21 protein-coding genes and 2 pseudogenes are annotated in these 23864 nt (G+C 65.9%); 7 read left to right on the top strand and 16 right to left on the bottom strand.

What is annotated here, in order from left to right:
- Positions 1–40 precede the first annotated feature (40 nt).
- The 6 genes and pseudogenes from MSM1_RS04325 to cbbX all read right to left on the bottom strand — a co-directional run bounded on the left by MSM1_RS04325 (position 41) and on the right by cbbX (position 5153).
- Entirely contained in the window at positions 41–574 is a 534-nt protein-coding gene (locus MSM1_RS04325) for a phosphate-starvation-inducible PsiE family protein (protein WP_236055324.1), read from the bottom strand.
- Between the two features lie 297 nt (positions 575–871).
- Positions 872–2206 (bottom strand): NADH-quinone oxidoreductase subunit NuoF, encoded by a 1335-nt coding sequence (nuoF, locus tag MSM1_RS04330; protein ID WP_213440347.1) that lies wholly within the window; start codon positions 2204–2206, stop codon positions 872–874.
- Positions 2206–2439 (bottom strand): annotated as a pseudogene (locus MSM1_RS04335) (NADH-quinone oxidoreductase subunit E); the annotation flags it as partial. The gene nuoF and the pseudogene MSM1_RS04335, both read right to left, overlap by 1 nt.
- Before the next feature lie 338 nt (positions 2440–2777).
- Positions 2778–3176 (bottom strand): protein UsfY, encoded by a 399-nt coding sequence (usfY, locus tag MSM1_RS04340; RefSeq protein ID WP_213440349.1) that lies wholly within the window; start codon positions 3174–3176, stop codon positions 2778–2780.
- Between the two features lie 94 nt (positions 3177–3270).
- The gene (locus MSM1_RS04345) at positions 3271–4152 is read right to left on the bottom strand and encodes a LysR family transcriptional regulator (RefSeq protein ID WP_213440350.1); all 882 of its coding nucleotides are present in this window, start codon (positions 4150–4152) and stop codon (positions 3271–3273) included.
- Positions 4149–5153: a CbbX protein gene (gene cbbX, locus MSM1_RS04350; RefSeq protein WP_213440351.1), complete on the bottom strand. Its 1005-nt coding sequence runs from the start codon at positions 5151–5153 to the stop codon at positions 4149–4151. Before cbbX ends, MSM1_RS04345 begins: the two co-directional genes overlap by 4 nt.
- 348 nt (positions 5154–5501) lie before the next feature.
- Between cbbX and MSM1_RS04355 the strand changes: the two genes are divergently transcribed.
- Positions 5502–5930, top strand: a complete 429-nt coding sequence (locus MSM1_RS04355; RefSeq protein WP_213440353.1) for a BlaI/MecI/CopY family transcriptional regulator — start codon at positions 5502–5504, stop codon at positions 5928–5930.
- Here MSM1_RS04355 and MSM1_RS04360 read toward each other — a convergent pair.
- Positions 5927–7192 (bottom strand): GAF domain-containing sensor histidine kinase, encoded by a 1266-nt coding sequence (locus MSM1_RS04360; protein WP_213441409.1) that lies wholly within the window; start codon positions 7190–7192, stop codon positions 5927–5929. The genes MSM1_RS04355 and MSM1_RS04360 overlap by 4 nt on opposite strands.
- A gap of 10 nt (positions 7193–7202) precedes the next feature.
- Positions 7203–7871 carry a response regulator transcription factor gene (locus MSM1_RS04365; RefSeq protein ID WP_213440355.1) on the bottom strand — a complete coding sequence of 223 codons (669 nt, stop codon included), beginning with the start codon at positions 7869–7871 and terminating at the stop codon, positions 7203–7205.
- A 143-nt stretch (positions 7872–8014) separates the two neighbouring features.
- On the opposite strand from MSM1_RS04365, the gene rpe reads away from it, so the two are divergent.
- Genes rpe through MSM1_RS04380 form a run of 3 tightly spaced genes read left to right on the top strand, consistent with a single transcriptional unit; the run spans position 8015 to position 11697 of the window.
- Positions 8015–8701 carry a ribulose-phosphate 3-epimerase gene (gene rpe / locus MSM1_RS04370; RefSeq protein WP_213440356.1) on the top strand — a complete coding sequence of 229 codons (687 nt, stop codon included), beginning with the start codon at positions 8015–8017 and terminating at the stop codon, positions 8699–8701.
- Positions 8698–10749, top strand: coding sequence for a transketolase (gene tkt, locus MSM1_RS04375; protein ID WP_213440358.1), 2052 nt, complete (start codon positions 8698–8700; stop codon positions 10747–10749). Before rpe ends, tkt begins: the two co-directional genes overlap by 4 nt.
- Positions 10750–10809: 60 nt before the next feature.
- Positions 10810–11697, top strand: a complete 888-nt coding sequence (locus MSM1_RS04380; RefSeq protein WP_213440359.1) for a phosphoribulokinase — start codon at positions 10810–10812, stop codon at positions 11695–11697.
- Positions 11698–12093: 396 nt separating this feature from the next.
- Here the strand turns inward: MSM1_RS04380 and purQ are convergent, their stop codons facing one another.
- Positions 12094–12768: a phosphoribosylformylglycinamidine synthase subunit PurQ gene (gene purQ / locus MSM1_RS04385; RefSeq protein ID WP_213440361.1), complete on the bottom strand. Its 675-nt coding sequence runs from the start codon at positions 12766–12768 to the stop codon at positions 12094–12096.
- Positions 12765–13004: a phosphoribosylformylglycinamidine synthase subunit PurS gene (gene purS, locus MSM1_RS04390; RefSeq protein WP_213440362.1), complete on the bottom strand. Its 240-nt coding sequence runs from the start codon at positions 13002–13004 to the stop codon at positions 12765–12767. Before purS ends, purQ begins: the two co-directional genes overlap by 4 nt.
- A 181-nt stretch (positions 13005–13185) precedes the next feature.
- Here purS and MSM1_RS04395 point away from each other — a divergent pair, with 181 nt between their 5' ends.
- Positions 13186–13824: an MBL fold metallo-hydrolase gene (locus MSM1_RS04395; protein WP_213440363.1), complete on the top strand. Its 639-nt coding sequence runs from the start codon at positions 13186–13188 to the stop codon at positions 13822–13824.
- Positions 13825–13842: 18 nt separating this feature from the next.
- Here MSM1_RS04395 and MSM1_RS04400 read toward each other — a convergent pair whose 3' ends face one another.
- The 4 genes from MSM1_RS04400 to MSM1_RS04415 form a co-directional block, all read right to left on the bottom strand.
- On the bottom strand, positions 13843–14073 hold the full coding sequence (locus MSM1_RS04400) for a hypothetical protein (RefSeq protein WP_213440365.1): 231 nt from the start codon (positions 14071–14073) through the stop codon (positions 13843–13845).
- Positions 14074–14283: 210 nt separating this feature from the next.
- The gene (locus MSM1_RS04405) at positions 14284–15684 is read right to left on the bottom strand and encodes an IS1380 family transposase (protein WP_213439993.1); all 1401 of its coding nucleotides are present in this window, start codon (positions 15682–15684) and stop codon (positions 14284–14286) included.
- A 494-nt stretch (positions 15685–16178) separates the two neighbouring features.
- Positions 16179–17843, bottom strand: a complete 1665-nt coding sequence (locus MSM1_RS04410) for an FAD-binding dehydrogenase (protein WP_213440367.1) — start codon at positions 17841–17843, stop codon at positions 16179–16181.
- A 27-nt stretch (positions 17844–17870) separates the two neighbouring features.
- Positions 17871–18575 carry a DUF2334 domain-containing protein gene (locus tag MSM1_RS04415; RefSeq protein ID WP_213440369.1) on the bottom strand — a complete coding sequence of 235 codons (705 nt, stop codon included), beginning with the start codon at positions 18573–18575 and terminating at the stop codon, positions 17871–17873.
- 393 nt (positions 18576–18968) lie between these two features.
- Here MSM1_RS04415 and MSM1_RS04420 point away from each other — a divergent pair, with 393 nt between their 5' ends.
- Entirely contained in the window at positions 18969–20510 is a 1542-nt protein-coding gene (locus MSM1_RS04420; protein WP_374101690.1) for a DHA2 family efflux MFS transporter permease subunit, read from the top strand.
- Positions 20511–20609: 99 nt separating this feature from the next.
- Positions 20610–20823, top strand: a pseudogene (locus MSM1_RS21515) (hypothetical protein); the annotation flags it as partial.
- Here the strand turns inward: MSM1_RS21515 and MSM1_RS04425 are convergent.
- The gene (locus tag MSM1_RS04425) at positions 20752–22896 is read right to left on the bottom strand and encodes a S9 family peptidase (protein WP_213440372.1); all 2145 of its coding nucleotides are present in this window, start codon (positions 22894–22896) and stop codon (positions 20752–20754) included. The pseudogene MSM1_RS21515 and the gene MSM1_RS04425 overlap by 72 nt on opposite strands.
- Positions 22893–23786 (bottom strand): phosphoribosylaminoimidazolesuccinocarboxamide synthase, encoded by an 894-nt coding sequence (locus tag MSM1_RS04430; protein ID WP_213440374.1) that lies wholly within the window; start codon positions 23784–23786, stop codon positions 22893–22895. Before MSM1_RS04430 ends, MSM1_RS04425 begins: the two co-directional genes overlap by 4 nt.
- Positions 23787–23864 lie beyond the last annotated feature (78 nt).

Below are 23864 nucleotides of genomic sequence, written 5' to 3' on the forward strand. Positions count from 1 at the left end.
TGTAACGTCGCCCACCGAGGACCGCGCTTGCGCCTTAGGGCTATATCGGTTCCCTCCGGCTGCGGGCAAATCTGGCATCGCAGTACCGAATCATCATAATCGCAGCGGCGATCGCCACCACCAACAGCGCCAACACACCAAGCTCGAGCAGCAGGCGGTCCAGCTGCGCATTCGACTGCGGCTCCTCAAATCTCGCGGTCACGATTAAGATCCGCCGCACGGTGGCGATCAGTCCAACGAACAGGAACGGTTCGGCCGCGATTTCGTGGCTGACGATCACGGTCCGTATCGTGTAGGCGAGTTCGGCAATGATGAGCACCAGCAAAATCCGGTCAAGGACCAAGGTACCGCCTTGCATTGCGGTGGTCCGCAATGACGCGGCCTCGATTACCGCCTGCGCAGCGCCGATCGCCGCCAGAATGGCTGCCGCGATCAGAAACGTAAACGCGACGCCGTTGACCATTGTCTCGAAACGGCGGGTGACCGCCGTACTCAACCGGCCACCGAGTCCACCCTGTGGTCCATCGCCATCTGCAATCATCATTCCTCGTCTTTGACGCCAATATCGATTCATCGTGGCCACCGGTGCTGACAACGTGATCCGCCGCTGCCACGACCGCACTGGCCGTTGGCGTTGACCGGCGCTGGGATGCGGTGGGGTCTCGACTTCCTGGCGGTGATCATCATAACGGTCGGGAACGCGACCGGCTGCGGTGGAGAAGATGCGCCAAAACCGGCGGTGCGCCTGCAGGCCGCAACGAATTTGACAACGCACGGCTTAACGCTGAGGCCGTCCGGCCCCTCCTCGCCGGGTGCCGTGGCGGCAGCGTGCCCGCACTTTTCTGCGGCCCGCGGCCGGGCCAGCGCTGCGTCATGGCGTGCCTCCTGTCGGGGCGACGATGCTGGCGTTCGGATCAAACGGGCAGCGGCCCTGCTCGATGTGCGCGAGGTATTCGTCGCGGAAATATTTGATCGAGGACATCACCGGCATGGCCGCGCCATCACCTAACGCGCAAAACGATTTCCCGAACAACACATCGGCGATGTCAAGCAGGGTGTCAAGGTCCTCACGGGTGCCCCTGCCGGTTTCCAGCCGCTCATAGATCGGGGCCAGCCAGTAGGTGCCCTCGCGGCATGGGGTGCACTTGCCGCAGGACTCGTGGCGGTAAAACTGCGACCAGCGGCGCGCCGCGCGCACCACACAGGTGGTCTCATCGAAAATCTGCAGGGCTTTAGTGCCAAGCATCGAGCCGGCGGCCGCGACGTTTTCGTAATCCAGCGGCACATCAAGGTGCTCGTCGGTCAGGATCGGGGTCGATGAGCCCCCCGGTGTCCAAAACTTCAACCGGTGCCCGCCGCGCACCCCGCCGGCGTAGTCAAGAAGCTCCCGCAACGTGATGCCCAGCGGGGCCTCGTACTGGCCGGGCCGAGTGACGTGCCCCGACAGCGAATACAGCGTAAACCCCGGTGACTTCTCGCTGCCCATCGAGCGGAACCAGTCCACCCCGCCCAAAATGATCGGCGGCACGCTGGCAATCGATTCGACGTTGTTGACCACCGTGGGGCACCCGTATAAACCTGCCTCGGCCGGGAACGGGGGCCGCAGCCGCGGCTGGCCGCGGAAGCCTTCCAGCGAGTCCAGCAGCGCGCTCTCCTCACCGCAGATGTATGCCCCGGCGCCGGCGTGCACCACAACGTCTAGGTCAAAGCCGGAGCCGCAAATGTTGCGCCCCAAATAGCCCGCCGCGTAGGCCTCGGCCACCGCGTTGTGCAGCCGGCGCAACACCGGGATGACCTCGCCGCGGATATAGATGAAGGCGTGGTTGGCCCGGATCGCGTAGCAGCAGATGACGATGCCTTCGAGGAGCACATGCGGGGTGGCCAGCAGCAACGGCATGTCCTTGCACGTGCCGGGCTCGGACTCATCGGCGTTGACCACCAGGTAGTGGGGTTTGGCGCCGGCTTTCGCGTCTTGGGGAATAAACGACCATTTGGTGCCGGTGGAAAAGCCCGCGCCCCCGCGCCCGCGCAACCCGGAATCCCGGACGAGCCCGATCACCGCGTCGGGATCCATCTCAAGGGCCTTCTGCAGGGCCACATACCCGTCGTGGCGGCGGTAGGCCGGCAGCGTCCAGGACTGCGGATCGTCCCAGAAGCGGCTTAACACCGGGGTCAACGGTGTCGCCCCGCCGCCTAGGGTGGCCATCACCGCTCCTCCCGCGCGGGGGACCCGCCGGCCGGTGGCGGCGCCGGCATGCGGTATTGCCGCGCGACCCGCAGGCCCGCCAGCGTGGCGTGCCCCGGCCCACCCTGGCCGTCATCGGGACGGTCATCGGGAAAACCGGCCAAGATGCGCTGGGCCTGGCGGAAGGGGCACAGCGGCGCGCCCCGGGTGGGCCTAGGCGGGGTGCCCGCGCGCAGCAGATCAACAAGCTCACGCAACGCCAACCCCGCGGTCAGCGCGGTGGCGATGGTGGCCGCGCCCCGAGATGCTGCGGCCCACGGACACAAAACCACGATCCCGCGCCCATAGGCCTGCAGCTTCGACCGGTTACCCCGGGATGCGCCCACACCGGTAGCCGCAATCACCGAAAACGCCCTGAACACAGCGACAATCCCCCCAACACCAAGATGGGTGTGTAGGCGCTCATCGGGTGACCTCTCGTCTACAACATCGCCACGTCCACGGTGCGGAGTCAGCCGCGAAGCGCGGCACCCCGGCATGGGGGAAATATCAGGGGATGGCTGTCAGGTGGTCACGGGCGCACGCGGCCGTCTCACCAAGACTCAAACCTATTGCGTGAAGCGAGACCCCCGGGCCGCCGTTGCGAAGCGGTGTCCTCGGGTGGGAAGGGCCGCGACGGCGCCAGGGGCGGCACGGTTGGCTTGCTTGCCTGCTGCGCAGTAAGCCACCGGGTTTCGATGCGCAGCACCCGGCGGTGCTCCAGAATGAGCCAGGAGATGCCTCCGCCGATTGCGAGAACGCCGACCACCGCTGTGGTCGGGATCCACTCCTGATGGCCATATGCCGCCGCAGCCAGGCAGCCAACGAGCGAAAACGCCCCGAGTGCAATCGAAATCAGGCCCGGCCAGCAATAGATGTCGACGAAAAACTCGCCGGCGTGCTGGCCGGTGGTCCGGAAATGATCTATCGGATCGTGATGGGTGTCTCCCACGGCCCCTCCCCGGTCGAGATGTCCGAGATATCTGCAGACCTAGCCGCAGAGGCTATCCGGCGCCATCCCCATCCTGGGTGGTCTTCGGGGTGACTCAGCGCACGGGGAGCCAGCCGAGCTCGCGATGCGCAAGCAAGTGCTGGACCAGTAATTCGGTTGGCCCGGTACATGGTGACTGGGTGACGATGTGCCACGGTCGATCCAACGGGGTGCCGGCGACGGGCAACTCGACCAGAACCCCGGCGTCCAACTCCTTTCGTACCGCTTGCCGGTGGACCAATGTCACACCCAGCCCTGCTACCGCCGCGGCCACCACCGCCCCGTGTGACCCGAGCACCATTTGCGGCGGCGAGATTTCCAGTTCCTGCAGCAACATCTCGGTTGTGGCCCGGGTTCCGGAGCCTTGTTCACGCAGCAGCCATGTCGACGTGGCTGGCGTGAAGTCCCGGGCCATCTTGCGCGGTCCGACCACCACGAGGGTGTTGGGGCTGACCGCTTGGACCTTGATCTGGCGCAGGTCGGCCGGGGGGCGCCCGGCCACGACGACGTCGACCTCGTGGCGGGCGAGCATCGGCCACAGCGCGGTGCGCGATCCGACTTCCAGTTTGTAGGCCACGTCGGGGTGTTCGGTGGCAAACGAGGCCAGCAACGCCGGGATCAACAGCTCTCCGGCGGTGGTGACCGCGGCCAACCGGATGGATCCGTGCTCGGGATCGGCTTCGCCCCGGGCCGCCAGAACCGCCTCGTGGTGCAGGCCGAGAATTTGACGCGCGTACTCCACGTAGCGCTGCCCGGCGGGGGTGAGCCGCACACCGCGGCCGTTGCGGTCCACCAGCGGCACCCCGACCTCGGCGCTGAGCGCACCGACCGCCGAGGAGATCGCCGACTCCGTGACCACGAGGCGCTGCGCGGCCCCGCGCACCGATCCCGTCTCGGCCAATTCCACCAGCGCACGCAGCCGGGCGTTGGTGCTCACCTCGCGGCCACCGTGGCCTGGTTGTCGTCGAACACCCTGCTGGCCAGCAAGTCCGGCGCTTCGATTGTGGTCAGCGCCGCCAAGTCCACCCGGGTGCTCGGCCCGGTCAACAGCCGCCGCGCGTGACGCAGCCGGGCCCGCTCGATGGCGTTGCGCACGCTGCGCGCGTTGGCGAACCAGGGCTGCTGGATTCGCCGGCGCAGGTAGCGACGCAGCACTTCCTGCGCATCGGCCGACAACGAGTAACCGATTTGGCTGGTCATCAGCTTCGCGATCTGCTCGAGCTCATCGACGGTGTAATCCGGGAACGTGATGTGGTGCGCAATGCGGCTTTGCATGCCGGGGTTCGCTGAAAAAAACTTGTCCATTTTGTCGGCGTATCCGGCCAGGATGACAACCAGGTCGTCGCGGTTGTTCTCCATGACCTGCAGCAGGATCTCGATCGCTTCCGACCCGTAATCGCGTTCGTTCTCGACTTTGTAGAGGTAATACGCCTCATCGATGAACAGCACCCCACCCATTGCGCGCTTGATCACCTCTTTGGTCTTAGGCGCAGTGTGGCCGATGTACTCGCCGACCAAGTCGTCGCGGGTGACGCTGACCAAATGGCCCCGTCGCAGATACCCCAGCCGGTGCAGCAGTTCGCCCATCCGCACGCCGACCGTCGTCTTGCCGGTGCCCGGGTTGCCGGTAAAGCACATGTGCAGCGTGGGCTGCGGCGCGGTGATGCCGTAGCGGGCACGCATCCGGTCGACGAGCAGCAGCGCTGCGATCTCGGCGATCCGGGTTTTCACCGGGACCAGTCCGACGAGCTCACTGTCAAGCTTGGCCAACACCTCATCGACGCCGGACTCCCTGCGCGCCTCCGCGAGATCCACCACGGCCTCCGCCGGCAGGGTCGCGATCTCCGGCGCGTCCGTCTCCGGTCCCAACTGGGGCCCCGACGCCGACGCACCACCGAGACGAAATGACCGGCGGGGCGCCTCGGTGGTTGAATACATCGCCGTCATCGGTGGTGCCCCTCGCGCACGAGCGGGCGCATTGTCAAGGTGCACAAGTCTTTTGCATCCCCACAGAGGTCATCGGGCATGCGGTGTCCGCTCTCGGCAGGGGGAATCAAAGCCCCGTTGCATCCTGTGCTCATACCAGGAATGCTGCCATGTAATTATCAAGATGTCTATTAACACTTACCTGGATTTTCTAAACTAAACGGTTGATAATAACCCTTGGTCTCCCCCACCTGAGTGAAGCCGCAAGCCCAGGCCGACGATAGCGTCACACAACACCGGCGCGGGGCAATGGGCGATCGGCGAGCCGTGCCGGGCAGCGGGTCAGGAGGTGAGCCAGGCATGGCCAAATGGGCGTTGCAGGGGAACCTGGAGCGCGCGGTAATGGAGCGGCTGTGGTCGGCTTCCGAACCCCAAACGGTCCGCCAGGTGCAAGCAGGGCTGCCGGGCCGCTCTTTGGCCTACACCACCATCACGACGGTGTTGCGGCGTTTGACGGCCAAACACCTTGTCGTGCAGTATCGCAGCGCACGGGCCTACCGCTACGCAGCTGCGCGTAGCCGTGGGGATCTGGTCGCCGAGCTGATGCTGGATGCGCTGCAAGCCGTCGATGATTCCGAAAACCGGGCAGCGGCCATCGTCCACTTCGTCGAGCGTGTCGGAACCGACGAAGCGTGCGCCCTGCGGCGCGCACTTGCGGAAATGGAACACAAGCGGCGCTCCTGCGCACCGGTTGAGGCTTCGCGGGCGCACTGGGCGGCCGGTGGCTAGCGGAAGCGTGTTATCAGCGGGATGGTCGCGGTGACGGTCGTGCCGGAACCGACACGCGACCGGATATAAAGGCGGCCCCCAGCGAGCTCAGCGCGCTCAGCCATCGACAGCAAACCATAGCCACCCCTGTCGTCATTGCCCAACGGATGCTCTAGGGCGTTGAAGCCGATTCCGTCGTCGGTGACTTCGAGTCGCGCGGTGTCATTGGTCACGCTGAAGCGCAGCCGTGCCGTCGTCGCGTTGGCGTGTTTGACCACATTCTGCAGGCATTCCTGGGCGATGCGGTACAGCGCGATCTCGATGTGCTCGGGCAGGCGGGTATCGACCAGGTCCACCTGCAGGTCGCTCAGTGGAATCGAGCGTGCCAGGCTGGCCAATCCACCGGCCAGGCCAAGATCGTCGAGAACCGGCGGTCGCAGGCCGCCGATCGCCGCCCGGGCTTCCTGCAACGTCAGGTTGACGAGTTCACGTGCCGCGTCGAGTTGCTCGGATGCCCCGGCCAGATCGTCACGCATGGCTCGTGCCGCGGCGTCGAGCCGGTATGACAACGTGACCAGCCGTTGCGAGATGCCGTCGTGAATATCGGCCGCCAGCCGGCGGCGCTCGAACTCTTGAGCCTCGATCACCCGCTCGACGAAGTTCTCATGGGCGCGTTCGCGGGCCACCAACCGACGATGCAGCCGCGCCTGGTGCAATGCCCCGGCGATCAGCCGGCCGATCACCAGCAGCAACTCGACGTCTCCCGGCGTGAACTCGCGTCGGCGAATCGTGTACACACTGAGCACGCCGACCAATCCGCCCGGGTCGGTTTCCATCGGCACCGATATCATCGATAGGTAACCCGGTCCCGGCGGGGATTCGATCGGCAAAAAGCGTGGGTCAGAGCGCGGGTCATCGTTGATCACGATCGGCTCGCGTCGGCTGGCCACCCAGCCCGAAACGCCACATCCCAACGGTAGCTGGATCTTTCCCACCTGACCGGCAATCGGTGGCTGGGCGCCGGCCAGCGTAAGTGAGCGGTCGGTGTCGTCGAGCACATGCACGAAGCACACATCGGCTCCGGTGGCTTCGGTGATGATCCGCGCCGTGGCCGCGGCCAGCGACTCGACTCCCGGCCCGCTGGAAGCCGCATGGATCAGCTCGCGCAGCAACGCCAGCTCACGTTCGGTGCCGACAAGATCACGCACCGCATTGCGGCTATAGCTGGGTGGCTTAGGCGCCGGCGCGGCGGCAGTCGGCGTCACCGGTGCCGGCTCGGTCATTGGCACCCGGTCATTGATAGATGCCCTCTCGCAGTGCAACGGCCACCGCGCTGGTACGGTCGGTCACCCCAAGCTTGCGGTAGATCGACCGCAGGTGGCTTTTGACCGTTTCGTCGCCGATGACCAGCTTTTTGGCGATACCGCGATTGGATAGGCCGGTCACCACGTACGACAGGATCTCGCTTTCCCGCTGCGTCAAACCTTGGCGGGCGCCGGGCCAGAACTCGCCGCGCCGCAGCCGCGCCGCGGTGTCAACCGATCGTGCCGCCATCCCAGGGTCGATCGCCGTCTGCCCGGCGCGGACCAATTCCAGTTGCCGGACCAGATCCTCGCTGCCGATGCTTTTGAGCAGATAGCCCGACGCGCCGACGCGCAAAGCCTGGAACAAATACTGCTCGTCATCGTATACCGAGAGCATCACAACCTTGCGCTGCGGGTCACGTTGGTGCAGCGCAAAGCAGAGGTCCAGGCCGCTGGCGTCCCGCATCCGCACATCGCACAGCACCACGTCGGGGTCGAGGCTTTCGATGACCTTGAGAGCACGGTCAAAATCCACCGCATGCCCGACGACGCGTACCCGGTCCTGAAAGCCGGCCAGCATCGCCTTGAGGCCCTCGACGACCATCTCGTGGTCATCGACTAACACCAGCCGGATAGGTCTCGTGATATCCGCCGCCATGGCCACACGATAAAGGCGGCAAACTGCGATGTCATCCGCCTTTCGCGGTCAGCGCAGCATCTACCCCGGTCAATCCCCCGCAACGGGGGAACGTACGCACGGATCTGCTCCCTAGGATCGCAGTAACCACGAGGAGGGTTTGAGTGCATAACCGCGCGCCGACGCTGGTCGCCTCAGTGCTGCCGGCGGACTTTTCGGAACTCGGCCAGCAAGTCACGCTGCTGGAGAAGTCCGGTGTGGACCGGATTCAGTGGGACGTGATGGACGGCCGCTTCGTGCCGAACCTGACGTTCGGGCCCGACGTCATCGCTGCCAATCGCGGACACGTCACGCTGGGTTTCGAGGCGCACTTGATGGTCGAGGATCCCGATCCCATGCTGCCGCGGTGGGTCGAATCCGGTTGTGAAATCGTCATCGTGCATGCCGAGGCCACACGGCACCTGCATCGCACGCTTTCCGCCATCCGCGATCTCGGCGCGCGACCCGGGGTCGCGCTGAACCCGGCCACACCCCTGGAAGCCGTCGCACACGTCCTCGACTTGGTCGACCTGCTGCTGGTGATGACCGTCAATCCAGGCTTTGGCGGCCAACAATATCTTTCCGGAATGGAACCCAAGATCGCCGCAGCTCGAGCCGAAATCGACCGTCGCGGTTTGGAAATCGAACTCGAAGTCGACGGCGGCATTGCCGGCGCCACGATTGGCGCCGCCGCACGCTGCGGTGCGGACGTGTTCTGTGCGGGGTCGGCGCTGTTTAGCGGCCCGGGCACAATGAGTCAGCGGGTGGCGGCGTTGCGTGACGCGGCCGCCGTGGAGATGGGGCGGCGATGAGCATCCCCGCCGGCACGGCCACCCGCCGCGGGGTCGGGGTCTTGACCGACACGGTCGACCGGTTGGCCATCGCCACGCTGCGGTTCCTTGCCGCCGACATGGTCCAGGCGGCCAACAGTGGGCATCCCGGGCTGCCGTTGGGCACCGCGCCCGCCGCGTGGGTGCTGTGGTCGCGGCACCTGCGCCACGACCCCGCCGACCCGCGCTGGCCCGACCGCGACCGGTTCGTGCTGTCGGCGGGACACGGCTCGGCGCTGCTCTACGCGCTGTTGCACGTGTTCGGCTACGACCTCTCCCTGGATGACTTGCGTCAATTCCGCCAGCTTGGCTCGCGCACCCCGGGCCATCCCGAATACGGCCGCACACCGGGCGTGGAGACGACGACCGGACCCCTGGGTCAGGGCCTGGCGAACGCGGTCGGGATGGCGCTGGCCGAACGCATGTTGGCGGCGCGCTGCAACACCGAGAACACCGAAGACCCCCCGATCATCGATCACCGCACCTGGGTGCTCGCCAGCGACGGCGACCTGATGGAGGGGATCAGCCATGAAGCAGCCTCGCTGGCCGGGCGTCTCGGGCTGGGCCGACTGACCGTCATCTTCGACGACAACAACGTCACCATCGACGGTCCGGCGGAGCGCTCCTGCCGCGACGACGCGATCAGGCGATTCGCCGCCTACGGGTGGCACACCCTGTCAGTCGATGACGGTAACGACATCGCGGCCATCGACGAGGCACTGGCCGCGGCCCGCGAGGTCGAATCGGCTCCCACATTCATCCGGCTGCGCACCACCATCGGCTACGGCGCCGCCGGTGTCGAAGGTACGCCGAAGGCGCATGGCGCCCCGCTGGGGACCGAGACCATCGCGGCGATGCGCGACCGTTTCGGCTGGCCGCACGAGCCGTTCCAGGTGCCCGAGGCGGTGCGATCGGCGACGGCCGCGCTGGCGGCCGAAGGCGCGGCGGCGCGGAACCGATGGCAGCTGCGCTATGAGCGGTGGAGCGCAACGCATTCCCGGCTTGCCGCCGACTTCCCGCTTGATCGCGCGCCCGCGCCACCACACACCACGGGATTGGCCCCGCTCATCGATGCGCCCGCGGGTGGTCGGGTCGCGACGCGGCAGGCATCGGGCGCGGCATTGCGGGCACTGGCACCGATATACCCTGCCCTGATCGGTGGGTCGGCCGACCTGGCATCGTCGACTAGCACCGCGATCCCAGGCGGCGATGTGAGCGCCGATGACTATTCCGGGCGCATCATCCATTTCGGCGTCCGCGAACACGCGATGGCCGCGATCATGAACGGCATAGCGTTGCACGGCGGCCTGCGCCCGTTCGGCGGCACTTTTCTGGTCTTTGCCGACTATCTGCGCCCGGCGCTGCGGCTCTCGGCGCTGATGCGCCAACCGGTCATTTACGTCTTCACCCACGACTCCGTCTACGTCGGGGAGGACGGCCCCACGCACCAGCCGATCGAACACATCGAAGCACTGCGTCTCATACCGGGATTGACCGTGTTGCGCCCGGCGGACGCTGCCGAGACCGCATTGGCCTGGGAGATCGCCGTCACCAACACATCCGGTCCGACCGCGCTGATATTGACTAGGCAGAATGTTCCGGCGCTAGGAGGTGCCGGGATCGATCAGATACGCCACCACGGTTTTCGTGTCGTGGGCGAAGACACGCAGGAGGCAGACGTTGTGCTGGCGGCCAGCGGATCGGAGGTGTCGCTGGCGCTGGAGGCGGCGGACCTGCTGGCCACTCGGGGCGTGCACAGCAAGGTCGTCTCGGTCATGTGGCGAGAAAAACTGCAGGAGGTGTTCTCCCGTGAACGCCACGTGTGGGGGGATGCCCCGGTGGTGTGGGCAGAAGCCGGGGTGCCGACCGGATGGCGCGCGATCGGCAGCGATCGCGACACGGTCATCGGCGTGAACCGGTTCGGCGAAAGCGGCGTGGGTTCGCAGGTGGCCGCGCATCTGGGGTTAAAACCGATCGCGATCGCCAACGCAGCCTGCGCCGTGCTCGGTCTCCCCGCTAGCTGGGGGTGATTTATCCCATTGCCGGACAAGACTTTCCGGATTCGCCGTGCCGGCACTGGCCGTCGGCCCGTGATGCTCGCGGTCGCCGGCGACAGCGCCGCAGGCAAAACCACCACCACTGCGGGATTGGTCGAGGCACTCGGACCGGAGCGCTGCGTCTCGGTATCAGCCGACGACTACCACCGGTTCGACCGGGCGGAGCGGCGCAACAAGCCGTTCACGCCGCTGCACCCGGACTGCAACTACATCGAGATCCTCGAACAACACCTGCAGCTGCTGGCCACCGGTCAACCGATCCTCAAGCCTGTCTACGATCACTCCACCGGCCGGCGCGTACCCCCAGAACTCGTTGAGCCGAAAGACGTCATCATTGTCCACGGCCTGCTGCCGCTGTACAGCAAGCTTACCCGGGCCTGCTTTGACGTGACCGTGTTCCTTGATCCGCCCGAATACATCAGGCGCGCTTGGAAAATACAACGCGACACCCTGACCCGCGGCTACACCAGAGAACAGGTAGCGGCGGAAATCGCGTCTGCCGAAGCCGAATCCACGAGGTTCATCCGCCCTCAACGAGCCCATGCCGACATCGTCGTCCGGTTCGCCCCGATCGTCACACGCGACGACCCACCCGACACTCCCCTATCCGCCGAGTTGGTGCTGCGCCCGACGATCCGCCAGCCCGACCTCACCGAGGTCCTCCAGCCTGACGTTGCCCGGACCATTCACCTACGGCTGGCTCGCGACACCGACGGCCGGCCCGTTGACACGCTGCACATTCACGGCTACTCCACGGCGGAGGAAAACGCGGCCGCGGAGAAAATGGCCTGGGAGGCGCTGGGAGAGCCCCGTCGGGCGGCACCCGAATGTCTCGGAATGGTCAGCCCGGGCCGGCGCAGCACGCCGTTGGCGATTACCCAGATGATCCTGCTGCACCATTTGCTGTATGGCGCCCGATAGCCGCCGTAACGCCGCAGACCCACCGATGCCGTCATGCTCCTTGAACCGCCGGGCGGCCTGAGTCACGAGCCCAAGGCCGTCGGCTGTCATCGTCGAGGTGGCAGGCACCCTCGTCGACACCGAGCGAGCCGGGTCATCGACCATGAAATCCGGATCGCGGTGGCTACCACCGGGGGCGAGGTGATGTGTGGGCGGAAAATGCGCTAGTGCAGCGAGATTCGCAGCTGCGATTGCGAGCTGCCGCGGCTGCCGGCCTTGCGGCGATCGTGGCCACCACCGATTACACGGCCCGCCAGGAATGCACCGGGGCGGCCATAGTGCGCCTGTCCGTTTGCCCGGCTAGGAGGGGATCGTTTCCTGATCGAGTTCGCCCGGTTGCAGCTCGTGCGATCCAATTCATGCAGCCAGAACGGAATCCAGCACCGAATAAAACACGCCGAGTCCGTCGTCGGACGGACCGGTGAGGGTGTGGATAGCGTGCTCGGGATGGGGCATCAGCCCCACGACGCGTCCGTTGGCCGAGCTGATGCCGGCGATATCGCGCAGCGAGCCGTTGGGGTTGTCGAGGTAGCGAAACACCACGCGGCCTTCGCCTTCCAGCTCGTCGAGCACCTTCTCGGGAGCCACGTACCGGCCCTCGCCCGACTTCAGCGGCACCAGCAAATCGGTCTCCGCCCGCAGGCGCGAGGTCCACGCCGTCGCCGTCGACACCACTTTCAGCCACACGTCTCGGCAGATGAAGTGCAGCCCAACGTTTCGGGTAAGTGCCCCGGGCAGCAAGCCGGCCTCGCAGAGCACCTGAAAACCGTTGCAAATTCCCAGTACCGGCATGCCGCGACGGGCGGCATCGAGCACTTCGCCCATCACCGGGGCGAATCTGGCGATCGCGCCGGCCCGCAGGTAGTCGCCGTAGGAAAACCCGCCGGGCACCACCACCGCGTCGACACCCTTCAGATCGGCGTCGGCGTGCCACAGGCCGACCGCTTCGGCGCCGACAAAACGCGCCGCGCGCGCGGCGTCCACGTCATCGAGCGTCCCCGGAAAGGTGATGACACCGATCCGGGCCGTCACCGCGTCTCCCGGCTGATGGTCCAGTCCTCGATGACGGTGTTAGCCAGCAGCGACTCCGCGATTTCGGCGAGCGTGGAGTCGTCAACGGTGTCATCAACCTCTAACTCAAACCTCTTGCCCTGCCGGACATTTGTGATACCGGTGTGCCCGAGCCTTCCGAGTGCGCCCATGATCGCCTGGCCCTGGGGGTCGAGGATCTCGGCCTTGGGCATCACGTTGACAACCACCCGGGCCACAGCAGTCCTCCTAAGCTCTCAGCGCCGACTCTACCGGTGCCCCGCCGTGCGGGCGCCAAGGCGGCAGCGGATACCGGCCGGGTGCGGCGGCGCCGGCGCGCCCGCGGCGTAGGCACCGGTGACCACCGGCCACGACAGGCTTTCGATCCATGGGGAGCGCGGTCGGCGCACAATCGTAGACATGCAATTGACGCATTTCGGTCACTCCTGTTTGCTTGCCGAATTCGAGCGCACTCGCGTGCTGTTTGACCCCGGGACCTTTTCACATGGTTTCGAGGGAATCAGCGGCTTGTCGGCGATCCTGGTCACTCACCAACACCCCGACCACCTCGACCGCTCCCGACTGCCCGCGCTGCTGACGGCCAACCCCGCCGCCGCGCTGTACGCCGACCCGCAAACCGCTGCGCAGCTCGGTGAGCCGTGTCGGGCGGTGCACGTCGGCGACGTGCTCGCGGTCGGAGAGCTGACCATCCGCGCGGCCGGTGGTCGCCACGCCGTCATCCACCCGGAAATCCCGGTGATAGATAATATCTCGTATCTGGTGGGCGACGGCGAGCATCCCGCGCGGTTGATGCATCCCGGCGACGCGCTGTTCGTCCCCGGCGAGCCGGTGGAGGTGCTGGCCACTCCGGCCGCGGCCCCCTGGATGAAGATCGCCGAGGCGGTCGACTATCTGCGGACGGTGGCGCCGGCGCACGCTGTGCCCATCCACCAGGGGATCATCGCGACCGAGGCCCGGGGTATCTACTATGGCCGGCTTGCCGAGATGACCACCACCGACTTTCAGGTGCTGCCCGAAGAAAAAGCGGTCACCCTTTAGCGCGAGCAGACGCACTCGCTAATCGATAACCGTCACTCGTGCATTGTCCCGAAGAAGGCGGACATGCACGCAACTGCTGACCTTGCGTTGAATCGAGCGCAGCAGCGGTGCCGCCTTCTCGTCGCGGACGTTGGTCGCGAAATCGATTCCCGCGCCTAGCACCTGGCTTGCCCAACAGATCTCGGTGAGAAGTAATGCACGCGCCCAGTCAAGCTCAGACAGCGGCTTGTGGCCCTCTATCGCGTCCATGAGCTGATGGAGAAGCGTGCGAAAGTCGTCTGCCTCAGAATTTCACGGTGGCCCGGGTTCTGCTGTGGCGGTCTGCGAGGTGGCAGCTTTGTCGAGGTTTTGAGGTTGGGGGTAGGCGGCGGCGCCGCGTGTCGTGCGGTGACGCCGGGTCCTTTATCCCGGGGGTGGTTACTCCTTTCTTGGGGTCGAGCGGGCACAGGGGCCTGTGGGTCAGGGTATGGCGCGGACCCTGTTGAGGGCGTCGGCGAATTCTTTTGCCCAGGGCCAGGTTTGGGGGATCCGCAGGATCAGGTAGCGGGATCGTTTGATCAGCCGGGCCGCGGCGTGCAGCAGCCGGTAGCGCAGGGTGGCGGGTTCGGCTTTGGCCAGTGGGCCGTCCAGCAGTAGCAGTCGCATCCAGCACAGCAGGTCGATGGCGATCGCGACGGCGGTGACCCAAGCGGTGTTGATGGCGAACGAGTGTGAGGGCCAGCGGGCCAGGCCGGTGTCTTTGCCGGTGCGGATGAAGCCCTCCACCCGGGCGTGGACGCGGTGGCGGGCTTCTAGTCGCTGGGGTTGTCCACCGGCAGTCGAGGTGGCGAGGACCTGGTAGCGGTAGCCGGCCAGCTGCTCGAACAACGACAACTGGGTGCCGTGTTCGATTTCTTCGCGCCGCACCAGGACGCGCATGCCGGCCGGCCAGCCGACCAGCTGATCCCCTCCGGTGCTGTGGCGCAGCAGCCCGGTCAACTCGGCGACCTGGGCGTCGTCGCGGGCCGCCCCGGTGGCATCCAGCGCGGCTTGCCATCCCGCATCGGGCATCTGGCCGATCGCGACCCGGACCCGCTCATCGAGGTCGAATCCGACCGAGTAGCCCACCGACATCCCCGGCCGGGCATTGAGTTTCTCCAGGTGTTCGACGACGGCGTGGCTTGAACCCGCGCCGTCGATGGTGACCAGCAACTTGCGGCGCCACGTGGCCGGGATCGCCGCGATCGCGGCGTCGATGATCGCGATATGATCGGCCGCGGTGTTCGAGCCGGCGTTGCCGGGACGGGCGATCACCGCCAGCAGTTCGCCGGTGTTGTCACACCACGCCAACAGCGGGTGGAAGCCAAACCCGCCTTTGAAATTGCCTGCGGCGTGCTGCTTATCGCTGTGCGACTGAATCAGCGAGGCGTCGATGCGGATCACGATCGTGTCCCCGAGGTCCCCATAGCAGGTCTGCGAAGCCGGGATCGCACCGTGGCGGGCCTCGATCGCCTCCCACACCCGAGAGCGGACCTTGTTGCGCACGGCCGTGACCTCGGTGATGCTCTGCTTGTCGATCTCGCCCAGGGACCGCCACATCGTCGGAACCGACGCCACCGCCTCAAACAACCGGTGCTGATCGCGCAGCACCGCGGTGCCGGCCAGGTTCTGTGCTCCGCCCGCGATCGATACCGCCACATCGCGCAACACCGCGCCTCGGTCGTGGGTGACTTCTGGGCGCGACAGCACCGACGACAAACCGCTGGTCAAACCCAGATTGTCGGCCAGCAACCGGGGTATCACGTTACCGGCGTGCCCGACCACGTCGTCGCCACGGACCTCAACTCGGACATTCTTCGACCAACCCGTAGTATCCTGCATCTGACAGGTGCACTCCCATCCTGGATAACCGTGCCTCGAATACTCCGATTATCCTTGCGGTAGTGCACCTTTCACGTTAGCGACACCCCTGAGCTCCACATTCGATGAAAAATCCAGGTCTGTGCTAGATAGTCCCAGCAGTGGGATAAGCAGCGGCCATCCCTGTTGCGCGGCCCCGAAGTACTCGTTGAGGGCAAGAACCATCAGCATGCGCTCGTCGTCGGTAAGGTCGATGGCGACGAACTGGGGATCTGCCATAGTCAGCCTCTGCGCGAAGGCTGTCGGCGCTAACCTGCAGGTCGGCGTCTAGGGACGATTTCATCCACCGAGCTTACACCGAGGTTATGTGAGCGCGTCCCCAACCGAGGTGCCTGCGAGCTGCTCAACGCCCCGTCTCGCTCACCATCGTCGCATCGCCAGAACCACCCCGGCCGGAACCGACAAACCATCAGGCCAACTCCAGATACGCCCAGTTTGGTCGCAGCACCGTCGTTTTAGGCGATGTCGTGGGCGGCGCCGCGCCCCGCGGCGCGGCCGGAAAAAATGCAGCCCCCCAGAAACGTTCCCTCCAGCGACCGGTAGCCGTGCACCCCACCGCCGCCGAACCCGGCGACCTCACCGGCCGCGTACAGCCCATCCAATGGGGTGCCGTCGGCCTTGAGCACCCGTGAGTCCAGGTCGGTTTCCAGCCCACCCAGCGTCTTTCGGGTCAAAATGTGCAGCTTGACCGCGATCAACGGCCCCGCCTTCGGGTCGGTCAACCGGTGGGGCGCCGCCACCCGTCCCAGCCGGTCACCCAGGTAGCTGCGAGCGGCCCGGATCGCGATGATCTGACTGTCTTTGCTGAACCGGTTGGCGACCTCGCGGTCGCGCGCGGTCACCTCGGCCTCCACCGTCGCGTAGTCCACGGGCGCCACATCGGGCAGCTTGTTCATGGCGGAAACCAGCTCGCGCAAGGAGTTTGCCGTAACGAAGTCAGCTCCGCGGTCAAGGAAGGCCCGCACCGGGCCCGGGGCGCCGCGCCCGGCCCGGGAGCGCAGCAACTCGCGCACGCTGCGCCCGGTCAGATCGGGGTTCTGCTCTTGCCCGGACAGGGCGAACTCCTTCTCGGCGATCCTGGCGTTTAACACGAACCAGGTGTAGTCATAGCCGGATTGGGTGATGTACTGCAGCGTGCCGAGGGTGTCGAAACCGGGGTAGAGCGGGGCCGGCAACCGCCTGCCTTCGGCATCCAGCCACAGCGAGGACGGACCGGGAATAATGCGGATCCCGTGGCGCGGCCAAACCGGGTCGTAGTTGGTGATGCCCTCGGTGTAGTGCCACATCCGGTCACGGTTGATCACCCGGGCACCGGCCTTCTCGGCGATGCCGATCATCCTGCCGTCGACGTGGGCCGGTACCCCGCTCAGCAGTTGCTCGGGAACCCGGCCCATCCGCCGCGGCCAGTTCTGCCGCACCAACTCGTGGTTACCACCGATCCCGCCGCTGGCAACGATCACGGCGGACGCGCGGAATTCAAATTTCCCCACTGCTTTTCGTGACGACTCTACCCCCCGCGGTGCGGTCGATGGCTCGAGCACTGTCCCTCGGACCCCCGTCACCGTGCCGTTCTCAACGATGAGCTCGTCAACCTGGTGACGGTGCAGGAAGCGCACCGTGGACCGGCCTCGCAGCCGGCGGGCGAAGATCTCGACCAGCGCCGGCCCGGTGCCCCAGGTGATGTGGAAGCGTGGCACCGAATTGCCGTGCCCGCGTGCGTCGTAGCCGCCACGCTCGGCCCAGGCCACCAGCGGGAAAATCTGCAGCCCGCGGGCCCGCAGCCAGCTGCGTTTCTCCCCCGCCGCGAAATCGACGTAAGCATGCGCCCATTGGCGGGGCCAGTAGTCTTCGGGACGATCGAATCCTGCCGCGCCTAGCCAGTCCTGCAGCGCCAGTTCGTGAGTGTCGCGGATGCCCAGACGCCGCTGCTCGGGACTGTCAACGAAAAACAGACCACCAAAAGACCAGAAGGCCTGGCCACCGAGGTTGGCGCGGCTCTCCTGGTCGACGATCAGCACTTGCATGCCGCGGTCCACCAGTTCGCAGGCGGCCACCAAGCCGGCCAGCCCGGCTCCGACGATGATGACGTCAGCGGCTGACCCGGCCCCGGAATCGCTCATGGCGCTACAGGGTAGTAAACCCGGGGATCAGGCGGCGTCGAGAATCGCCCCGTCGGGCTCCCACCGGTAGACCGTGGCTGCGCAACCGTGCATCAAGGCCAGGTCCACCGCATCCAGCATCGCCTGCGATGGCCCGGACTTGCGCAGGTGCCGGGCCGCGACCGCGAGCCGGACGATCCCGCCGCGGCGGGCGACGCGCTCTGCGGACAGCACCAGCATCCGGCACCACCAGGGCTCCGCGAGGAAGCCTTCTCCGATACCGAGGACCCGGGCGCGCACCGTGGTGTGCCGCACCAAGTCGGTGATCCCATGCAAACCGGCTAACAGACGAAAGCCGTTGCGCGGCAGTGCTTTAACAGTACCAGGAGACACCACCCAGCCCGGTGCCGCAAACAGCCGGGTGCGCAGTCCGAGGTGCTCGAGCACCCGGTCGGCAGCCATCAGGCGCAAGTTTGCCTCGTGGGCGGGCAGCAGCGCGAACTCGCCCCGAAGTCTCTTGGTGGCCGCCTCGTCATAGCCGTGCAACACGATCGCGTCGCCGCGGGCGCGCCGCGCGGTCAGCCACGCGACGGTGCCCGGATCACGCTCGAGCGCGTACCCGCCCTTGAGCCGCGGCGCCACTAGCAACGACATCGGCACCGAGCGGGCGTCCATCTGCGCGCAGAACTCCTCGACGTCGGCGAGGGTGTGTTGGCCTATCCCCGAGACCGAGACAATCAATTTGCCAGGCACACCCGCAGTCTGGCGATCGCAGGTGTACAAATAGTGACAAACACGCAGACGGCAGGTGTCCAACCCAATCCCATGGTCAGCTAAGCTGTCGGCGCGCTCGCCGTGGCGACGGCAACGTCCGGGCATCGGCCGCGGTCTGCGACCAGAAGGGGTGACGAAAGCCGTGCCGCGGGGCTGCTCCGATGGCACATTCCGATGGCACACTCCGACGGCACATTAGGTTTGGTCAGCTAGCTAATCGACGCTACCCTCGAACCCGTGGCACACCGCGGCGTCAATCCCCCGGCCCGGAAACCGCCAGCACCCACACCCAGCGGACACTCCTCCGGCCCCGCGCACGGTGGGGCTCCCAGCGGCGCGGTCCCGGCTCGGGACGTCGCGACGCAAGACCGGATCTACCCCGACAAGCTCGACGCCCGCCTGCTGCGGATCGCCGGTGTGTGCGTGCTGGCCATGATGATGGCGATTGTGGACACCACCGTCGTTGCCGTGGCCCAGCGCACATTCATCGCCGAATTCGGCTCCACCCATGCCGTCGTCGCCTGGACGATGACGGGCTACACCCTCGCGTTGGTCACCGTGATCCCGCTGGCGGGCTGGGCGGCCGACCGGTTCGGCACCAAAAGGCTGTTCATGGGTTCGGTCACCGCGTTCACGGTGGGCTCGCTGCTGTGCTCGATGGCGCCGAATATCGTACTGCTCATCGCATTCCGGGTGGTGCAAGGCCTCGGTGGTGGCATGCTGATGCCGCTGGCCTTCATCATTTTGACGCGGGAGGCGGGTCCGAAGCGCCTCGGCCGCCTGATGGCGGTACTGGGCATCCCGATGCTGGTCGGCCCGATCGCCGGCCCGGTCCTGGGCGGCTGGCTGATCGACACTTACAGCTGGCCATGGATTTTCCGGATCAACCTGCCGATCGGTGTGATCACCGTCATACTGGCGGGGATCGTGTTCGGCAGCGATCGCCCGGTGCCGTCGGAAGCATTCGACTTCGTCGGGATGCTGCTGCTGTCGCCTGGCCTGGCGACGTTCCTCTATGGGGTGTCATCCATCCCGGCCCACGGGACGGTCGCCGATCGCCACGTGTGGATGCCGGTGATCGTCGGCGTGGCGTTGATCAGCGGATTTGTTTTCCATGCCCTCTACCGCGCCGATCACCCGCTGATCGACTTGCGGCTGTTCAAGAATCGCGAAGTCACCGCCGCTAATGCGGCGCTGTTGTTCACGGTGGTGGCGCTTTTCGGCGTCGGGCTGCTGCTCCCGAGCTGTTTTCAGCAGCTGCTGCACCAGACGCCGACGCAGTCAGGGGTGCACCTGATGCCGGAACGGCTGGGCGCGATGCTGACCATGCCGATCGCCGGGATGGTCGTCGACAGGCATGGCCCGGGCAAAATCGTGCTGGCCGGGATCACGCTGATCGCCGCGGGCATGGGCACCTTCGGCTACGGTGTCGCGACGCAAGCCGGATACCTGCCGATACTGCTGACGGGGCTGGTGATCATTGGCCTGGGCCTGGGGTGCACCATAATGCCACTATCGGCGGCGGCGGTGCGCACCCTGGCCCCGCCGCACATCGCGCGCGGCTCGACATTGCTCAGCGTCAACCAGCACGTTGCCAGCTCGCTGGGCGCCGCGTTGATGTCGGTGATACTGACCGGCCAATTCAATCGCAGCGAAAGCATTACCACCCTAGACAGACTCGAGAGTCTGCACGGAAGGGTACGGCGCGGGGTGCCGCCCGACCCGTCGATGATACCGGGGCGAGCCCTTGGCCCCCACTTCATAAATACGGTGTCGCACGACCTGTCACATGCCTACACCACGGTGTTCGTGGTCGCCGCGATCCTGGCGGTGGCGGCCTACATCCCGGCGGCCTTTCTGCCGAAGAAGCCCATTCCCGCGGCAGCGGGTCAGGGGCCGATGCCGCTGCCGTGACCCGCATCAGCCTTCGAACAGCATCCCCGCGATCCGCTCGACAGTTCGCTTCGGATCGGCGGCCTTCACGCGGGCATTGACGGGTCATTGAATCACGATGGAGGTCTGCTGCTGCCCGCCACCCGGGTCGTGGCGGCCATCTGCCTACTGCTGCTGATGCTGGCGATGTTCCCCGTCAACGTCTACGCGGCCCGCATGCCCAACCCGCCGAAGTCGATGACGACGCGGGATGACGACGCGGCTACCCCTGCGCACGGCTATAGAGGTCGTCTTCCTGGCCGCTGCCGTAGTGGTCGCGATCGGCGGCGGCTAGCAGCCAGGCGTATTGGAAGGCCGTTTCCTTCCAGCGCTCGTAGCGGCCACTGACCCCGCCATGCCCGGCGCTCATCTGGGTTTTCAACAGCACCGGGTTGTCGTCGGTCTTGGCGTGCCGCAGCGCCGCGACCCACTTCGCGGGCTCCACATAGTGCACCCTGGTGTCGTGCAGCGACGTCATTGCCAGGATCGGCGGATAGGCTTGGGAGGTGATGTTCTCATACGGTGAATACGACTTCATGTAGAAGTAGACATCGCTGTCGCTCAACGGGTTTCCCCATTCCTCCCATTCGGTGACCGTCAACGGCAACGAGGGGTCCAAGATGGTGGTCAGCGGATCGACGAATGGCACCTGCGCCAGGATTCCGGCGAACAGCTCCGGTGCCATGTTGGCCACCGCGCCCACCAAAAGCCCACCGGCGCTGCCGCCCATGGCCACCAGGTTTTGCGGCCGGGTCAGCCCCGTGCTCACCAGGTGCTTCGCCACGGCGATGAAGTCGGTGAAACTGTTCTTTTTCTCGAGCAACTTGCCGTGCTCGTACCACAGCCGACCCATCTCGCCGCCGCCACGGACATGGGCGACGGCGAACACCATCCCGCGATCCAGCAGTGAAAGCCGCGCGATGGAGAACCGCGGGTCCTCGCAGATCTCGTAAGCACCGTAGCCATACAGCAGGGTTGGAGCGGGGAAGGCGATACCCGTACGGTGCACGATCGACACCGGAATCCGAGTGCCGTCCTTGGCGCGGGCCCACTCCCGCCGCTCGGTGTAGTCCTCGCGCCGGAAGCCGCCCAGCACCGGCTGCTCACGAAGCAACGTGCGCTCACCGGTGCGAAGATCGATGTCATAGACCTGCATTGGGGTCACAAATGAGGTTGCGCCAATGCGCAGTTTCGGTGAATCCCAGATGGGGTTGGGCCCCAGGCCGACCGACATCAGCTCAGAGTCAAAGGCGATCTCCTCGGGCTGTCCGTAGCTCCCGTCGGGAGCGATAGGCCACACTTGCAGACGGGGCAACGCCTCACGCCGGTAGCTGACCACCAGGTGATCGGCGAAAGCATCCACTCCGTCCAGCCGTACATCATCACGGTGAGCAATCAGGGTGCGCTGCCTAGCCGGATCGCTCACCGGAGCCTCCGCCAGGGTGAAGTTAATCGCATTATCGTTGTGCAGCAGTAAAAACCGATCCTCACCACTAACGACCGCGTGCTCCACCGAGTATTCGACGCCCTCCCGTCGTGGCAGCACGACGGTGAATGTGCCGTGCGGGTCGGAGGCATCCGCGTAACGCACCTCGGAGGTGACGGCCGATCCCGAGACGATCAGCACGTAGGAGTCGCTGCGGGTCCGGCCCACCGCGAGCCAAAACCGTTCATCGCGCTCGTGATACACATCCTCGGCCGGCTCACCGGAGCCGAGCCGATATCGCCACACGGTGTCGGGACGCCACGCCGCGTCTAAGGTGACGTAGTACACGGTGCGGTTGTCGGTTGCCCAGGTGACACCGGGCCCGATGCCCACAATCTCGTCTGGGTACCGCTCCCCCGTACGTAAGTCCTTGAAGCGCAGCGTATATCTCTCATCGCCGACGACATCGACCGAGTAGGCCAGGATGTTGCCGTCGGGGCTGACGCTGGCCGCTCCCAAGGTGAAAAACTCATGCCCCTGGGCTTCGTCATTCTCGTCGAGCATGACCTGCTCCCCAGGTATCTCGGTGTCCTCATCGAATTGCGGAGGTTGCCAATCGTCTGGACCTGCCACCGGGCACCGGCATTGCACACCGTACTGCTTTCCCTCGAAAGTACGTGTGTAGTACCACCATCCGCCCCGTCGGGTCGGCACCGACAAGTCGGTTTCCTTGGTGCGTGTCTTGATTTCATCGAAGATTCGCTGCCGCAACGGCTCCAAGTGGGCGGTCATCTGCTCGGCGTAGTCGTTTTCAGCTTTTAGGTAGCTGATGACGTCGGGGTCGGATTTGTCGCGCAGCCATTCGTAGGGGTCGATGAGAACATCGCCGTGGAACTCACGCCGGCTTTCGACCCGCTTGGCGACAGGGGGGGCGCCCATCATGCGCCGGGGCCGATCCAGTCGTCGAAACTCCGGCCGGAAATCCGCTCGTAGGCCTCGAGGTAGCGCTTCCGGGTGGCCGCGATGACATGATCCGGAAGCGGGGGTGGAGGCGCTGAGCCGGTTCGGTCCCAGCCCGACTCGGCGCTCATGAGCCAGTTGCGGACGAACTGCTTATCGAAGCTGTCCTGAACGACGCCGGCCCGATACCGCCGGGCGGACCAGTATCGTGACGAGTCGGGGGTGAAGATCTCGTCGGCCAGCACCAGAGTGCCATGGGAGTCGAGACCGAATTCGAATTTGGTGTCGGCGATGATGATTCCTTTCGTCAATGCGTGGTCAGCGGCCCGCGCATAGATCTGCAGGGTACGGTCCCGCAATTGGTTGGCGCGCACCGCCCCGACCATCTCGATCAGCCGCGCGAACGGAATGTTCTCGTCGTGTCGTCCCGGCGCCGCTTTGGTCGCCGGGGTGAACAGCGGCGAGGGAAGCCTGCTGGCCTCGACCAGGCCCGGCGGCAAGCGGATACCGCAGACTTGACCGGTCCGCTGGTAATCCAGTAGCCCCGATCCGGTCAAATAGCCGCGCGCCACACACTCCACCGGGAGCATCTGAAGCTGTCGCACCACCAGCGCGCGCCCGAGCACCTCATCGGGGATCCGCGGGTCGTCGGGCGGCCCGGCCAGGTGGTTGGGGACTTCAACGAGGTTGAAGAAGAACACGCTCATCGCGGTTAAAACGCGGCCCTTGTCCGGGATGGTGCTGTCGAGCACGTAGTCGAACGCCGAGATCCGGTCGGTCGCCACGAACAGCAGGTGCTCGTCGTCGATGCGGTACAGCTCGCGGACCTTGCCGCTGGCCAGATGCTGGTAGTCGGACAACGCCGGGCGCACCGGGTCAGCGTATCGGGTGGCTCTGTGGCCACCCCGCAGCCACACCGCCGGCCCAACAAGGCCCAACAACGGCCCATC

This window comes from Mycobacterium sp. SM1, assembly GCF_018361265.1.
Lineage (GTDB): Bacteria > Actinomycetota > Actinomycetes > Mycobacteriales > Mycobacteriaceae > Mycobacterium.